Here is a 15,187-nt window from a genome sequence, read left to right as displayed (position 1 = left end):
TACACCCGCACTTCTGAGAATGTTCTGTCATGGCACAGGAAGCGATGCCGGTTCGTACGGCCCGGCTGGGGAGGGCGCTCGGCCCGGAGCCGACGGCGGTGGGCGGAGTGGTGCTGCTGCTCCCCGGCGGCGAGGAGGTGTCCGGCCGCAGACCGTCCGCCGTGCTGGCGGCCGCCTCCGTACGCGCTCTGGGGCGCCGTCTCACCCGCGCGGGCCGCGACGAGAGCCTCGCCGCCCATGTCGTCCACTACCGCTACCGGGGCTGGAACGGCAGCGAGGCGCATCTCGCGCGGGACGCCGCGTGGGCCGCCGACGAGGCCGTACGGCGCTACGGGGACGTCCCCGTCTGCCTCGCCGGCATCGGCATGGGCGGCAGGGCCGCGCTCCGCGCGGGAGGCCACGAGGCCGTCAACTCCGTGCTGGCGCTGGCCCCCTGGCTGCCGGACGAGGACGTGGCGGCGCCACCCGAACCGGTGAAACAGCTCGCCGGGCGGCGGGTGCTGATCGTGCACGGCACGAACGACGCGCGCAGCGATCCCGAGTTGTCGTTCCGGCTGGCGGCGCGGGCCAAGAAGGCGAACCGGGAGGTGTGCCGGTTCGAAGTGCATTCGGACGGACACGGGTTGAGTCAGTACCGGGACGAAGTGCTGGCGTTGTCCGAGGACTTCGTGATGGGGGCGCTGTTCGGGCGGACGTTCTCGCGGCCCGTGCAGGATGCCTTGGCGGCGCCTCCGCCGTTGGGGTTGCGGATGCCGTTGGCTGCGGGGTTCGGTAGGTCGCTGCGGCGGTAGCGCCATTGGGCGGAATGTCGTTTCGCGACTGCGGGCCGTCGAGGGCTGGTCGCGCAGTTCCCCGCGCCCCCAGGGGACCTGTCCCTGCGTCGGCAGTCAGCTACCCCTTCTCAAGTCGGCAGCAAGATGCCCCTCTTGCCGAGCAGGAACTTCTTGAAGGCCGCCACCGGGGGTGTGTCCGGGCGGCCGGCGAGCCAGGCCACGCCGATCTCCCTGGCCGCCCTGGGGGCCGTGACCGTCAGTTCGACCACTCCCGGGCGGGGGAAGGCCGGCGGGGGGAGGAGGGCCACGCCCAGGCCCGCCGCCACCAGGCCGCGCAGGGTCTCGGCCTCCTCGCCCTCGAAGGCGATACGGGGTTTGAAGCCGGCCTGGGCGCAGAGGTCGTCGGTGATGCGGCGCAGGCCGTAGCCGGGTTCCAGGGTCACGAAGGTCTCGTCGGCGGCCTCGGCGAGGCGGATGCGGCGGCGGCCGGCGAGGCGGTGGTCGACGGGGACGACCAGGCGCAGCTTCTGTTCGTCGAGGCGGCGGGCGACGAGGTCGGGGGCTTCGGGCACCGGGGAGGTCAGGCACAGGTCGAGTTCGCCCGCGCGGAGGCGTTCCAGCATGGCCTCGCCGTAGTTCTGGACCAGGCTGAAGCGGATGCGCGGGTGGTCGGCGCGGAAGGCGTGCAGCAGGCCGGGTACGGTCTCGGCGCCCATGGTGTGCAGGAAGCCGAAGGCCACCTTGCCGGTGGCGGGGTCGGCGTCGGCACGGACCTCGTCGGCGGCGCGCCCGATCTCGGCGAGGGCGCGTTCGACGGAGGTGAGGAAGGTGCGGCCGGCCGGGGTGAGGGAGACGGTGCGGCCGTGGCGGGCGAACAGTTCGACTCCCAGGTCCTGTTCGAGGCGGACCATCGCGCGGGAGAGGGTGGACTGCGGGACCTGCATCTCCTGGGCGGCGCGGGTGACGTGCTCGGTGCGGGCGACGCCGGCGAAGTGGGCGAGGCGGGGGGCGAGCAGCATCGCCATGTCGTCCGTGTCTCGTGTGTCACCGGTCCGTGACAGCCGGCTCCGTGACCTCTGCTCATGCGCCATGGGAACGATTATGGCGATTCCGTGCATTGGACGGATGAGCGGGGGCGTACGTAGCTTCGAGGCATGACTCCCGCCAGTACCGGGGCGTCCACCAGCGTGGGCGCCGTCGCATCCGTTCCCTCCGTCCAGCCGCCCGTCGCCGAGTCCCGGATGTCCCCGGGCGGACCCGGTTACCGCCGGATGAGTCTCGCCCTGTTCCTCGCGGGCGTCGCGACCTTCGCACTGCTGTACTCCACCCAGGCCCTGCTGCCGCTGATCTCCGGCGACTTCGCGGTGAGCGCGGGCGACGCGAGCTGGACGGTGGCGGCGGCCACCGGCGGCCTGGCCCTGTTCGTGCTGCCGATGAGCGCGCTGTCGGAGCGCTACGGACGGCGTACGGTCATGACGGCCTCGCTGGCCGTCGCGGTGACCCTCGGGCTGCTGGTGCCGTTCGCGCCGTCGCTGGGCGCGCTGGTGGTGCTGCGGGCGCTGCAGGGTGCGGCGCTGGCCGGGCTGCCGGCGTCGGCGACGGCGTATCTCGCGGAGGAGGTCACGCCGAAGGCGCTGGTGACGGCGATCGGGCTGTTCGTGGCCGGTAACAGCGTCGGCGGGATGAGCGGCCGGGTGATCACCGGCTGGGTGGCGCAGGAGTGGGGCTGGCGGGTCGCCGTCGGGGTGATCGGCGTGGTCGCGGTGGCGTGCGCGGTGGCGTTCCGGCTGCTGCTGCCGGCGCCGAGGCACTTCCGGGCGGGCTCGCTGCGGCCGGGTGTGCTGGCGCGGACCGTCCGGGGGCATCTCGCCGATCCGCTGCTGCGGCGGCTGTACGCGATCGGCGCGCTGTTCATGACGGTGTTCGGCGGTGTCTACACGGTCATCGGCTACCGGCTGACCGAGGCGCCGTTCTCGCTGCCGCAGGGCATCGTGGGCTCGATCTTCCTGGTGTACCTGGTCGGCACGGTCTCGGCGTCGGCGGCGGGGCGGCTGGTGGGCCGGCTGGGCCGCCGGGGCGCGCTGTACGCGGGCGGCGGGACGACCGCGGCGGGGCTGCTGCTGTCGCTGGCGGGGTCGTTGCCGGTGGTGCTGCTGGGGCTGGTGCTGATCACGGCGGGGTTCTTCGCGGGGCACGCGGTGGCGTCGTCGGCGGTCGGGAAGACGGCGACGGTGGGGCGGGCGCAGGCGTCGGCCCTGTACCAGTCCGCGTACTACGTCGGGTCCAGCGTGGGGAGCACGGTGGGGGCGCTCGCGTTCCACGCGGGGGGCTGGGGCGGAACGGTGGGGGTCGGCCTGGTGGCGGTGGCCGGGGTCGCGGCGATCACCCTGGCCGGGACGCGGGCGGCGGCGCGGGCGGCTGTGGTCCGTCCGGCCTGACTTTTCTCGCCCCCGCCGCCCCTTCCCGTTCCCGTCCCCCAGGGCGCTGCCCCCAGACCTCCGCTCCTCAAACTCCCCCAGAGGGGGTACCCCCAGAGAGGCTGAATTTCAGCCTCTCCGGCGTTTGAGGAGCGGGGTCTGGGGCGGAGCCCCAGGCTCGGGACGGGAAGGGGCGGCGGGGGCGAAACACCCCTGACCTGCGCGTTCGTCCGCGCGGCGGGCCGTTGTCAGTGGGCTGTTGTAGCTTCCGGAGTGGTGGCTGCGATGGTGCGCCACGAGAGGCCACATGGGGTGAGTGGACGATGACGAACGGCACCGCGACGACGACCGACCTGGACGCCGGGCTGGAGGCGCACCGGGTCGAACTGACCGGGTACTGCTACCGGATGCTGGGCTCCTCCTTCGAGGCGGAGGACGCGGTGCAGGACACGATGATCCGCGCCTGGCGCGGCCTCGACAGGTTCGAGGGCCGTTCCAGCCTGCGCTCGTGGCTGTACCGCATCGCGACCAACGTCTGTCTGGACATGCTGGCGGCGGGCAACAAGCGGGCGAGGCCGATGGATCTGACCGAGTCCACCCCGCTGGCGCAGGCGGCGCTCTCCCCCCGCCCGGACAGCACCTGGCTGGAGCCGATGCCCGACTCCCGGGTGCTGCCCACGCCCGCCGACCCGGCGGAGGTGGCGGTCGCCAAGGAGTCGGTGCGGCTCGCCTTCATGGCCGCGCTGCAGCAGCTGCCGGCCAGGCAGCGGGCGGTGCTGATCCTGCGGGAGGTGCTGGCCTGGAAGGCGAGCGAAGTCGCCGAGCTGCTGGGCACCTCGGTCGCCTCGGTGAACAGCGCCCTCCAGCGGGCCCGGGCGACGCTCGCCGAGCGCCGGCAGCCGGGCGCCGACGCGTCGGTCTCCGACCCGCTGGACGAGGAGCAGCAGAAGCTGCTCGAGCGCTATGTGGCGGCGTTCGAGGGGTACGACATGTCGGCACTGACCGCGCTGCTGCACGAGGACGCCGTCATGACGATGCCGCCGTTCGACCTGTGGCTGACCGGCGTCGACGACATCACGGGCTTCATGACGACGCTGGGCGCCCCGTGCGCGGGTTCGCGGCTGGTGCCGGTGGAGGTCAACGGACTGCCGGGGTTCGCGCAGTACAAGCCCGACCCGGAGACCGGCGGTTTCATGCCTTGGGCGGTCCAGGTGCTGGAGATATCAGGCGGCCGGATCACCGGGTTCCACTGTTTCCTCGACACCCAGCGGTGGTTCCCGCTGTTCGGGCTGCCCCTCCACCTCGAAGCGGAGGCCGACCAGGTCGAGCAGAGCGCATAGCGCCGGGGAGGGATCGCGCAGCCGTATCCGGCCCCCGGACCGACGGGCGGTGAGCTGGAGCCGTGCGAGCAGGTTCACGGCGGCGAGACCGGCCGGCCCCAGCCCGGCGACATCACACACGACCACCCTGCCCGAGCCGCCACCGCCGCCTCCCCCGTCCAGCAGCGCCCGCAGCGCGTCGCAGGGCCCGCTCACCTCGTCCCGGGTGAGGGGGCCGCTGAGTACGAGTACGGGCGGTGTCATGGCGTCCACGACCGGTAGACCGGGCGTCGGCGCGCAACTCATCGCGGGCGGCCGGCGCCGTAAGGATCACATTGACCTGGACGCGGCCCTCCCCGGAGGGTTGGCTGTATGTGCCATAGACCCTCCCCGCCCCCGGTGTCCGATGCCCTTCGCGTCCGCGAGGAGCCGCCGTGCAGGGGGTGCTGAGCGGGTTCCTGGTGATCGCCGTCGTCATCGGCGTCGGCTATGTCATCGGCCGCCGGGGGTATCTCGGCGCGCAGGGCCGTGAGGTCCTGACGAAGCTGGCGTTCCATGTGGCGTCCCCGGCGCTGCTGTTCACCACGCTCGCCCGGGCCGACCTGTCGGTGGTCTTCTCCAGCCGGCTGCTGGTCACCGCGCTGAGCACGGCGGCGGTGGCGGGCGTCTTCGTCGCGGTGGGTGTCGTACGGGGCTGGGGGGTGGGCCGCACCACCATCGGCGCCCTGTGCTCCAGCTACGTCAACTCCGGCAACCTGGGGATCCCGATCGCCGTGTACGTACTGGGCGACGCCTCGCTGGTGGCGCCGGTGCTGCTGTTCCAGCTGGTCGGGGTCACGCCGGTCGCGCTGACGATCCTCGACCTGTCGACGGCGGGCGAGAAGCAGCCGCTGTGGCGGCGGATCCTGACCCCGTTGCGCAATCCGATCGCGGTGGGGTCGCTGGCGGGGGTGGCGGTGTCGGCGGCCGGGGTCGGGATACCGGGGCCGGTGTGGGACCCGGTGACCCTGATCGGCAACATGGCGGTCCCCGCCGTGCTGCTCGCCTTCGGCATCTCGCTGCGCGGCAGCACGCTGCCCCTGCGGGGCGGTGACCGGGGCGCCGTCCTGCTCGCCGTGGGCCTGAAGGCGGTGGGCCAGCCGCTGGCGGCCTGGGCGCTGGCGGTGGGCGTCTTCGGGCTGCGCGGCGCGCACCTGCTGGACGTGGTGGTGACCTCGGCCCTCCCGGCCGCCCAGAACCTCTTCACCTACGCGAGCAGCTACCGGGTGGGCGAGAAGCTGGCCCAGGAGGCGATCCTGGTGTCGACGGTGCTGTCGGTGCCGGTGCTGGTGGTGGTGGCGGCGTTGCTGGGGTGAGTCAGGTCTCGGGGAACTCGCTGGTGTCGATGACGAGGTCGAAGGGGGCAGGGAGCTTGATCGGCTCGCCGAACTTCGCGGTGCTCAAGGGGCGGTAGACGTCACCCTTCGGTTCACCGTAGAGAGTCGCGGTCGGTCCGTTGGGGGCCCAGCGGTCGACGAGGAGGTAGAGCGGGATGCCCGCGGTGGCGTAGGCGGCAGGCTTACTGACGCGGTCATTGCGGGCGTTGGACTTCGAGGTGACCTCGACGACCAGTTCGGCGAGAGCGGCAGGGATGTGAGTGTCCGACTCGGTGTGGTCCCGTACCGGGGCGACCACGAGGTCCGGGATGAGCATGCCCAGACGCGACGGCACAGCGATGGCCAGAGTCTGGAAGATTTCCCAGTCCTCGGGGATCACGGAGTAGAGGCGACGCTGGATGCGGGCCGCGATCACGTTGTGGCGGTACGCGGGAGCGGGTGACACGGTGATGATCCCCTCGATGATCTCCACCTTGCTGCCCTCGGGCCATTCCATCTCCTCCCAGAACCGGACGAGGTCGCCCCAGTTCTGGTCGGGCTCCTGGCTCACGGTGAGTGCGCTCATGGCGGTCTCCTTCGGTGCGTCACCGAGTACAGCATGCCGAACGGGACCGGTGAGGGTCCACCGGTCCCGTTCGCCCTGATGAGGAAACCGCAGGTCAGGCGATACGTTCCAGCACGACCGGCGTGGCCGTGAAGGCCGTGCCGGGGGCCTCGATGTCGTAGGAGCCCTCGATGGACCGGAGGGCGTAGTCGAAGCGGTCCGGGGTGTCCGTGTGGAGGGTGAGGAGGGGCTGGCCCTCGGTCACGGTGTCGCCGGGCCTGGCGTGGAGTTCGACGCCCGCGCCCGCCTGGACCGGGTCCTCCTTGCGGGCGCGGCCCGCGCCGAGGCGCCAGGCGGCGACGCCGATGTCGTAGGCGTCGAGGCGGGTCAGGACGCCGGAGGACGGGGCCTTGACGACGTGCTGCTCGCGGGCGACCGGGAGGGCCGCGTCCGGGTCGCCGCCCTGCGCGCTGATCATGCGGCGCCAGACGTCCATCGCGGAGCCGTCCGCCAGGGCCTTCGCCGGGTCGGCGTCCTTCAGGCCGGCCGCGTCCAGCATCTCGCGGGCCAGGGCGAGGGTCAGTTCGACGACGTCCGCGGGGCCGCCGCCCGCCAGGACCTCGACCGACTCGCGGACCTCGAGGGCGTTGCCGGCGGTCAGGCCGAGCGGGGTGGACATGTCGGTGAGGAGGGCGACCGTCTTGACGCCGGAGTCGGTGCCCAGGCCGACCATGGTGCGGGCCAGTTCGCGGGCGTCGTCGATCGTCTTCATGAAGGCGCCGGTGCCGACCTTCACGTCCAGGACCAGGGAACCGGTGCCCTCCGCGATCTTCTTCGACATGATCGAGGAGGCGATCAGCGGGATCGCCTCGACCGTGCCCGTGACGTCCCGGAGGGCGTACAGCTTCTTGTCCGCCGGGGCCAGTCCGTCGCCCGCCGCGCAGATCACGGCGCCGGTGCCGTCCAGCACCGACAGCATCTCCTCGTTGGAGAGCAGCGCGCGCCAGCCGGGGATGGACTCCAGCTTGTCGAGGGTGCCGCCGGTGTGGCCGAGGCCGCGGCCGGAGAGCTGGGGGACGGCCGCGCCGCAGGCCGCGACGAGGGGGGCCAGCGGGAGGGTGATCTTGTCGCCGACGCCGCCGGTGGAGTGCTTGTCGGCGGTGGGGCGGGAGAGGGACGAGAAGTCCATGCGCTCGCCGGAGGCGATCATCGCGGCGGTCCAGCGGGCGATCTCGCTCCGGTTCATGCCGTTGAGGAGGATCGCCATGGCGAGGGCCGACATCTGCTCGTCGGCCACCTCCCCGCGGGTGTACGCGTCGATCACCCAGTCGATCTGCTCGTCGCTGAGTTCGCCGCGGTCCCGCTTGGTGCGGATGACGGAGATGGCGTCCATGGCCATGGCTGGCGTTCCTTCCGGAGGTGCGAAGGGTGCGGCCCCTCCGGACGACGGTATCGGCGGATGCCGGCGGTCGCCCGGAGGGGCCGTACGGGAATTACTTGGTGAGGTGCTGCGGGCCGAAGGCCTGGGGCAGCATCTCGGAGAGCGGGAGGATGCCCGCCGGGGTCTCCAGGAGCAGGCCGGGGCCGCCGAACTCGTACAGCAGCTGGCGGCAGCGGCCGCACGGGACGAGGATCTCGCCGTCGCCGTCCACGCAGGTGAAGTGGGTGAGCCGGCCGCCCCCGGTGCGCTGGAGCTCGGAGACCAGTCCGCACTCGGCGCACAGGCCGAGCCCGTACGAGGCGTTCTCGACGTTGCAGCCGGAGACCGTGCGTCCGTCGTCGACCAGGGCCGCCACGCCGACCGGGTAGCCCGAGTAGGGGGCGTAGGCGTGGGTCATGGCGTCCCGTGCCACGGCGCGCAGCGCCTCCCAGTCGGTGCCGGCCGCGGTGGACCCGGCGGAGGTCACTTGCCCTGTCCCTTCCGGTACGGCATGCCGTCCGCCTTGGGCATGCGCAGCCGCTGCGCGGAGAGGGCGAGGACCACGAGGGTGATGACGTACGGCGTGGCGGAGACGACCTGGTTGGGGACCTCGTTGGTGGTGGCGTACCAGGTCCCGACGAGGGCGCCGATGACCAGGGTGATCACCGCGTGGACGTACTTCTTGCGGACGGCCAGCCAGATCGCGCCGATGACCAGCAGCAGCGCGCCGAGCAGCAGCAGGGCGTGCACGTTGGCGGAGCCGCCGCGCAGGTTGAGGCTGTCGGTGTAGCCGAAGAGGCCGGCGCCGATGGCGAGGCCGCCGGGCATCCAGTTGCCGAAGATCATCGCGGCGAGGCCGATGTAGCCGCGGCCGCTGGTCTGGCCCTCCAGGTAGAAGGGGTTGGCCACGATGGAGAGGAAGACGCCGCCGAGGCCGGCCAGACCGCCGGAGATGATCACGGCGAGGTACTTGTACTTGTAGACGTTGACGCCGAGGGACTCGGCGGCGACCGGGTTCTCGCCGCAGGAGCGCAGGCGCAGGCCGAAGGCCGTGCGCCACAGGATCCACCAGGTGGCGGGGACGAGCGCGACGGCGATCAGGGTCAGCCAGGAGACATCGGTGACCAGTCCGCCGAGCAGTCCCGCGATGTCCGAGACGAGGAACCAGCCCTTGTCGTTGAGGTCGCTCAGTCCGTCGGACAGTCCCGGCACGGTGAAGTGGCCGAGGGACTCGACCGCCGGGGACTGCTTGGCGGAGCCGCCCTGGTGGCCCTCGAAGGCGAGGGGGGCGAGGTAGCGGGTGGCGCCGAGGGCGAGGATGTTGATGGCCACACCGGAGACGATGTGGTTGACGTTGAAGGTGATCGTGACGATCGCGTGCAGCAGTCCGCCGAGGCAGCCGCCGATGACGCCGACGAGGACGCCGGTCCACGGGCCCCACTGGAATCCGGCCCAGGCGCCGAACCAGGTGCCCAGGATCATCATGCCCTCGAGGCCGATGTTGACGACGCCCGCGCGCTCGGCCCACAGGCCGCCGAGACCGGCGAGGCCGATCGGAACGGCGAGCTGGAGGGCGGTGGACATCTGGCTGACGTTGGTGATGCCGTCCGCGCCGGTGATGATGCGGACGATCGAGACCAGGGCCAGGGCTCCGGCGATGACCAGGAGCAGGACGGGCCACGACATGCGGCGGCCGGTCGGCGGTGCGTGTTCCAGCGACGGCTGGTTGACGTCGGTCGCTGTGGTCGGAGCGGTCATCGGCCGGCCACCTCCTTCGTGGTGTTGTTGTCGGCGCCCAGGACGTGTCCCGCGGCGAGCTCCGCGCCGACCCGGCGCTGCTGGCGGCGCAGGCCCCACTCGCGGACGGCCTCGTAGGAGACGACCACCGAGAGGACGATCAGGCCCTGCATGATGACCGCGATCTCCTTGTCGTAGCCGTGGAAGTCCAGTTCGGGCGAGGCCTTGTCGAGCCAGGCCCACAGCAGGGCGGCGAAGGCGATGCCGACCGGGCTGTTGCGGCCGAGCAGGGCGATGCCGATGCCGAGGAAGCCGATGCCGGTGGGGAAGTTGAGGTTGTAGGTGTGGGAGTCGCCGAGGAGGATCGGCAGGCCCGCGAGGCCGGCGATGGCGCCGGAGAGCAGCATGGCGGTGAGGACCATGCGCCTGGGGTCGACGCCGCTGGCGGAGGCGGCGGACTCGGAGGCGCCGGAGGCGCGCAGGTCGAAGCCGAAGCGGGTGCGGTTGAGGGTGACCCAGTAGCCGATGCCGAGCAGGACGGCGAGGATCACCAGGCCGTAGATCTCGCCGGCCGCGCCCATGTCGATGCCGGGGATCCAGCCGGACTCGTGCATCTCGCCGGTGGTGCTGTTGTTGCCGATCTTGACGCCGAAGACGTCCGGCTTCCACATGTAGACGATGAGCGAGGTGGCGATCGCGTTGAGCATGATCGTGGCGACGACCTCGCTGACGCCGCGGGTGACCTTGAGGACGCCGGCGATGCCGGCCCAGAAGGCGCCGGTGAGGACGGCGGTCAGCAGCAGCAGCGGGACCTGGAGGAACGCCGGGAGGGCGGCGTGGGCGCCGACGACGGCGGCCATCATGGCGCCGAGCTGGTACTGGCCGTCGACGCCGATGTTGAACAGGTTCATGCGGAAGCCGATGGCGACCGCGAGGGCGGCGATGTAGTACATCGAGGCCTGGTTGATGATCAGGACCTGGATGTCGGAGAAACCGGCCTGCTCGAACATCAGGGCGAACGGTTCGACCGGGTTCTTGCCCGACGCGATCAGGACGATCGCACTGAGCACGAAGGCCACGGCGAGCGCGATGACCGGTCCGGCCACCGCGAGGAGCACGCGCTCCTTGTCGAACTTCTTCATCAGCGGGCCTCGTCTTCCGCACCCGGGCCGCCGTCGGCCGGGGTCTCTTCGTGCTCCAGGTGTCCGGAGGCGGCGCCGGTCATGGCGGTGCCGAGTTCCTCCGGGGTGATGGTGGCCGGGTCGGCGTCCGCGACCAGCTTGCCGTCGTAGATCACCCGGAGGGTGTCGGACAGGCCGATGAGCTCGTCCAGGTCGGCGGAGATCAGCAGCACGGCCAGGCCCTCGCGGCGGGCCTCGCGGATGTGGTCCCAGATCGCGGCCTGCGCGCCGACGTCCACACCGCGGGTGGGGTGGGCGGCGATCAGGAAGCGCGGCTTGTGGCTCATCTCGCGGCCGACGATCAGCTTCTGCTGGTTGCCGCCGGACAGGGAGGCGGCGGTGACGTCGATGCCGGGGGTGCGGACGTCGTACTCGGTGACGATCCGGCGGGTGTCCTGCTGGGCGGCCTTCGGGTCGAGCCAGACGCCCTTGGCGTTGGGCTTCTCGGTGACGTGGCCGAGGATGCGGTTCTCCCAGAGGGGGGACTCCAGGAGCAGGCCGTGGCGGTGGCGGTCCTCGGGGATGTAGCCGATGCCCTGCTCGCGGCGCTTGCGGGTGGCCCAGGAGGTGATCTCCTCGTCGGCCAGCCGGATGACGCCGGAGTCGGCGTGCCGCAGGCCGATGAGCGCGTCGACCAGCTCGGTCTGGCCGTTGCCCTCGACGCCGGCGATGCCGAGGACCTCGCCCGCGTGGATGGTGAAGCTGATGTCGTCGAGCAGGGCCTTGCCGCCGGGGGCCGCCAGGCGCAGCTTCTCGACGGTGAGGACGGGGCGGTCGGTGACCGTGGACTCGGCCGTCTCGGGGGTGGGCAGCTCGCTGCCGACCATCAGCTCGGCGAGCTGGCGCGGGGTGGTCTCGGCGGGGACGGCCGTGCCGACCGTGGTGCCGCGGCGGATGACGGTGATGTCGTCGGCGACGGAGAGGACCTCGCCCAGCTTGTGGGAGATGAAGATGACCGACAGGCCCTCGGCCTTCAGCTCGCGCAGGTTGTCGAAGAGCGCGTCGACCTCCTGCGGCACGAGGACGGCGGTGGGCTCGTCGAGGATCAGGGTGGTGGCGCCGCGGTAGAGGACCTTGAGGATCTCCACGCGCTGGCGGGCGGCGACGCCGAGCTCCTCGACCAGGCGGTCGGGCTCCACACCCAGGCCGTAGCGGTCGGAGAGCTCCTTGATCTTGCGGCGGGCCTTGGAGCCGATGCCGTAGAGCTTCTCGCTGCCGAGGACGACGTTCTCGAGGACGGTGAGGTTGTCGGCGAGCATGAAGTGCTGGTGCACCATGCCGATGCCGCGGACGATGGCGTCGGCGGGCGAGGAGAAGCTCACCTTCTCGCCGTGGATCGCGATGGTGCCCTCGTCCGGCTTCTGCATGCCGTAGAGGATCTTCATCAGGGTCGACTTGCCGGCGCCGTTCTCGCCGACGAGGGCGTGGACGGTGCCCTTGCGGACCGTGAGGTGGATGTCGTGGTTGGCGACGACACCGGGGAAGCGCTTGGTGATGCCGGCGAGTTCGACGGCGGTCACCGAATCGTTGACCGCCGCTCCGGCCGGAGGGCTGCTGGACGCGTTGATGACGCACTCTCCTGGGGACGGGGGCCGTCTACGCGCGTAGCGCCCCTACGGCATGCAAAGGGGCGGCGCACTCGACCGACGGGGTACGAGGAGCCTGGCTCCTCGTACCCCGTCGAGCGGACGCGACCCCGGGTGTTTCAGGGTGACTTGCCTCAGCTCGACTTGACCTTGATCTCGCCGCTGACGATCTTCTCCTTGGCCGTCTCGATGGCTTCCTGGAGCTCGGCGTCGTCCGCGAACTTCGGGTTGGAGTTCGACAGGCTCACCTCACCCGTCTTCAGATCGCCCTTGACGATACCGGTCGTGGGCTTGCCGTCCTCCACCGACTTCGCCAGGTTGTACACCGCCTTGGCGACGTCCTTCATCGCCGAGGTCAGGATCGAGTCCTTGTACGTGGCGAGGGCTTCCTGCTGGTACTGGTCGGAGTCGACACCGATCGCCCACACCTTGTTGGCGGCGGCGGCCTCGATGACGCCCTGGCCGGACAGGCCGGCGGCCGCGTAGACGACGTCCGCCTTCTTCTCGATCTGGCCCTCGGCGGCGCTCTTGCCCTTGTCGGGGCTGGAGAAGCCGCCCTCCTCCGCGGTCTGGGTCAGGAACTGCGAGATGACCTTGACCTTGGGGTCGGTGTCCTTGACGCCCTGCTCGAAGCCCGCGCGGAACTTGTGGATCAGCGGGATGTTCACACCGCCCACGAAGCCGACCGTCTTCGTCTTGGTGCTCTTGGCGGCGGCGACACCGGCCAGGTAGGAGGCCTGCTCCTCGGAGAAGACCAGGTCGGCGACGTTCTTCGCCTCGATCGTGGCGTCGTCGACGATGCCGAAGGTGGTGTCCGGGAACTTCTCCGCGGCACCCTTCACGGCGGCGGCGTACGCGTAGCCGACACCGACGACCGGGTTGTAACCCTGCTTCGCCAGCGAGACCAGGCGCTGCTCCTTGTCGGCGTCGGTCTCGCCGTCGGTGGGCTCGACGTCGGCCGTCTCGTAGCCGAACTCCTTCTTCGCCTGCTCCAGGCCCGCGTACGCGGCGTCGTTGAAGGACTGGTCGCCCTTGCCGCCGACGTCGTACGCGATGGCGAGGCCCTTGTCACCCTTCGACTCCGAGGAGCTCGAGGAGGTGGAGGTGCCGCCACAGGCGGAGAGGGCGAGGGCCAGGGAGGCGGTCGCTGCGCCTGCGACCGTGATCCGGGAAATCCGGCGCATGTGTGGTGCTCCTAGTCGTACAAAGCGCCGGGACGTGTTCAGCTGCGGCGCTGGCTCTGCCGCAGATTAACGCGCGTAGACCTGCCTGAAAACCCCTTCTGTCCACCTTGTTATGCGGCCGTGGCCAACGTAACGCCGAGCGGTGGGCGGGGCGTCGCCGGGCGCGAACGGGGGGTGGCTGTGGGTGAGCGGGAGCCCTCGGCGCATCGGCCCCGGGCCCTTTTCGCGCCCGCGCGGCGCGAGGCCCCGCCTCCCCCGGAAGGGCGTGGGAACGACGGAGAGGGCCGGCGCCCGTCGGGCCGGCCCTCTCCGTGGGTGTGTACCGGGTCCGGTTACTCCGTCTTGACCTGGATGGAGCCGTCGGTGATGCCTTCCTTGGCCTTGTTCACGGCGTCCGTCAGGCCGGGGATCCCGGCCATCTTCGGGTTGCTCTCGGACAGGCCGACGCCGTTCACCTTGAGGTCGAAGACCTGGGTGCCGGTCAGCGGCTTGCCGTCCTCGACGGACTTGGCCAGGGTGTACACCGCGCCGCCGACGTCCTTGAGGGCGGAGGTGAGGATGTAGTCCTTGTACGCGGCGAGGGCTTCCTGCTGGTACTGGTCGGAGTCGACACCGATCGCCCAGACCTTCGCCTTGGCCGCGGCCTCGATGACGCCCTGGCCGGAGAGGCCGGCCGCCTGGTAGATGACGTCGGCCTTCTTCTCGATCTGGCCCTCGGCGGCGGCCTTGCCCTTGTCGGGGCTGGAGAAGCCGCCCTCCTCCGCGGTCTGCGTCAGGTACTGCGGGATCACCTTGACCTTGGGGTCGGTCGCCTTGACGCCCTGCTCGAAGCCGGCCTGGAACTTGTGGATCAGCGGGATGTCCACGCCGCCCACGAAGCCGACCGTCTTCGTCTTGGTGGCCTTGGCGGCGGCGACACCGGCGAGGTAGGAGGCCTGCTCCTCGGCGAAGACGAGGGAGGTGACGTTGTCGCCCTCGACCACGGAGTCGACGATGCCGAAGGTGGTCTTCGGGTACTTCGCGGCGACGGCCTTCATCGCGGGGCCGTAGGCGAAGCCGACGCCGATGACCGGGTTGTAGCCCTGGCGGGCCAGCGAGGCCAGGCGCTGCTCCTTGTCCGCGTCGGTCTCGCCCTCGGTGGGTTCGACGTCGGCGGTCTTGTAGCCGAACTCGTCCTTGGCCTTGGTGAGGCCGGCGAAGGCCGCGTCGTTGAAGGACTGGTCGCCCTTGCCGCCGATGTCGTAGGCGATGGCGAGGCCGAGGTTCTCCTTGGAGCCGCCGCTGCCGCCGTTGTCACCGCTGGTGCCGCCGCAGGCGGTGGCGGCGAGTGCGAGCGAGGCGACCCCCACCGCGACGCGGGTCAGTTTGGATATCCGACGCATCTGAAGTTCCCCATTCTCCAAAGCCCCGCAGTGGGCGCTCGGTTCGGCGCACATTAACGCGCGTAGACACTCCTGGGAACGGGGGCGAGCGGGGCCGTTATCCATTCGTGCCGGTGGCCGGTTACGTCCTGGTGAACCAGGGGGGCGTACGGGTCCGAAGCGGGCGGTCGGTGCGGGGCTTGTGGGTGCACGCGGCCCACGCTGCCTCTGGTGCGCGGGGCGCGCAAGCGGAGCGGGCGGGGAGGTGAGGGTGGGGACTGGTGGGGTG

14 protein-coding genes are annotated in these 15,187 nt (G+C 71.2%); 4 read left to right on the top strand and 10 right to left on the bottom strand.

Annotation, left to right across the window (positions count from 1 at the left end; translation table 11 throughout):
• The first annotated feature begins 29 nt into the window (after positions 1-29).
• Positions 30-791: an alpha/beta hydrolase gene (locus IH50_RS0134270; protein ID WP_030871477.1), complete on the top strand. Its 762-nt coding sequence runs from the start codon at positions 30-32 to the stop codon at positions 789-791.
• Between the two features lie 110 nt (positions 792-901).
• On the opposite strand, the gene IH50_RS0134265 is transcribed toward IH50_RS0134270, so the two are convergent.
• On the bottom strand, positions 902-1,864 hold the full coding sequence (locus tag IH50_RS0134265; protein ID WP_037873428.1) for a LysR family transcriptional regulator: 963 nt from the start codon (positions 1,862-1,864) through the stop codon (positions 902-904).
• A 63-nt stretch (positions 1,865-1,927) separates the two neighbouring features.
• Between IH50_RS0134265 and IH50_RS0134260 the strand changes: the two genes are divergently transcribed.
• A complete protein-coding gene (locus IH50_RS0134260) occupies positions 1,928-3,211 on the top strand; it encodes an MFS transporter (protein ID WP_030871471.1) in 1,284 nt (427 codons plus the stop codon).
• Between the two features lie 302 nt (positions 3,212-3,513).
• Positions 3,514-4,530 (top strand): sigma-70 family RNA polymerase sigma factor, encoded by a 1,017-nt coding sequence (locus tag IH50_RS0134255; RefSeq protein WP_030871470.1) that lies wholly within the window; start codon positions 3,514-3,516, stop codon positions 4,528-4,530.
• Here IH50_RS0134255 and IH50_RS40410 read toward each other — a convergent pair.
• Positions 4,414-4,815, bottom strand: coding sequence for an STAS domain-containing protein (locus tag IH50_RS40410; RefSeq protein ID WP_078914197.1), 402 nt, complete (start codon positions 4,813-4,815; stop codon positions 4,414-4,416). The genes IH50_RS0134255 and IH50_RS40410 overlap by 117 nt on opposite strands.
• Before the next feature lie 128 nt (positions 4,816-4,943).
• Between IH50_RS40410 and IH50_RS0134250 the strand changes: the two genes are divergently transcribed.
• Positions 4,944-5,864, top strand: a complete 921-nt coding sequence (locus IH50_RS0134250) for an AEC family transporter (RefSeq protein ID WP_030871468.1) — start codon at positions 4,944-4,946, stop codon at positions 5,862-5,864.
• Position 5,865: 1 nt separating this feature from the next.
• Here IH50_RS0134250 and IH50_RS0134245 read toward each other — a convergent pair whose 3' ends face one another.
• From IH50_RS0134245 to IH50_RS0134210, 8 genes are all read right to left on the bottom strand, one after another.
• On the bottom strand, positions 5,866-6,450 hold the full coding sequence (locus IH50_RS0134245) for a Uma2 family endonuclease (RefSeq protein WP_030871466.1): 585 nt from the start codon (positions 6,448-6,450) through the stop codon (positions 5,866-5,868).
• Positions 6,451-6,544: 94 nt separating this feature from the next.
• Positions 6,545-7,822, bottom strand: coding sequence for a thymidine phosphorylase (locus IH50_RS0134240; protein ID WP_030871463.1), 1,278 nt, complete (start codon positions 7,820-7,822; stop codon positions 6,545-6,547).
• A gap of 100 nt (positions 7,823-7,922) precedes the next feature.
• Positions 7,923-8,336 (bottom strand): cytidine deaminase, encoded by a 414-nt coding sequence (locus IH50_RS42930; RefSeq protein WP_030871461.1) that lies wholly within the window; start codon positions 8,334-8,336, stop codon positions 7,923-7,925.
• Positions 8,333-9,607, bottom strand: coding sequence for an ABC transporter permease (locus IH50_RS42925; protein ID WP_030871459.1), 1,275 nt, complete (start codon positions 9,605-9,607; stop codon positions 8,333-8,335). The genes IH50_RS42930 and IH50_RS42925 overlap by 4 nt, the downstream gene beginning before the upstream one ends.
• Positions 9,604-10,728 carry an ABC transporter permease gene (locus tag IH50_RS0134225; protein ID WP_030871457.1) on the bottom strand — a complete coding sequence of 375 codons (1,125 nt, stop codon included), beginning with the start codon at positions 10,726-10,728 and terminating at the stop codon, positions 9,604-9,606. Before IH50_RS0134225 ends, IH50_RS42925 begins: the two co-directional genes overlap by 4 nt.
• On the bottom strand, positions 10,728-12,287 hold the full coding sequence (locus IH50_RS0134220; RefSeq protein ID WP_030871454.1) for an ABC transporter ATP-binding protein: 1,560 nt from the start codon (positions 12,285-12,287) through the stop codon (positions 10,728-10,730). The genes IH50_RS0134225 and IH50_RS0134220 overlap by 1 nt, the downstream gene beginning before the upstream one ends.
• Before the next feature lie 200 nt (positions 12,288-12,487).
• The gene (locus tag IH50_RS0134215; protein WP_030871451.1) at positions 12,488-13,537 is read right to left on the bottom strand and encodes a BMP family lipoprotein; all 1,050 of its coding nucleotides are present in this window, start codon (positions 13,535-13,537) and stop codon (positions 12,488-12,490) included.
• A gap of 332 nt (positions 13,538-13,869) precedes the next feature.
• A complete protein-coding gene (locus tag IH50_RS0134210) occupies positions 13,870-14,919 on the bottom strand; it encodes a BMP family lipoprotein (RefSeq protein WP_030871448.1) in 1,050 nt (349 codons plus the stop codon).
• Between the last annotated feature and the right edge of the window lie 268 nt (positions 14,920-15,187).

The sequence above is a fragment of the Streptomyces sp. NRRL S-37 genome, from assembly GCF_000721605.1.
GTDB lineage: Bacteria > Actinomycetota > Actinomycetes > Streptomycetales > Streptomycetaceae > Streptomyces.
The sequence above is the reverse complement of the archived record's forward strand: the minus strand, read 5'-3'. Positions and strand labels throughout refer to the sequence as shown.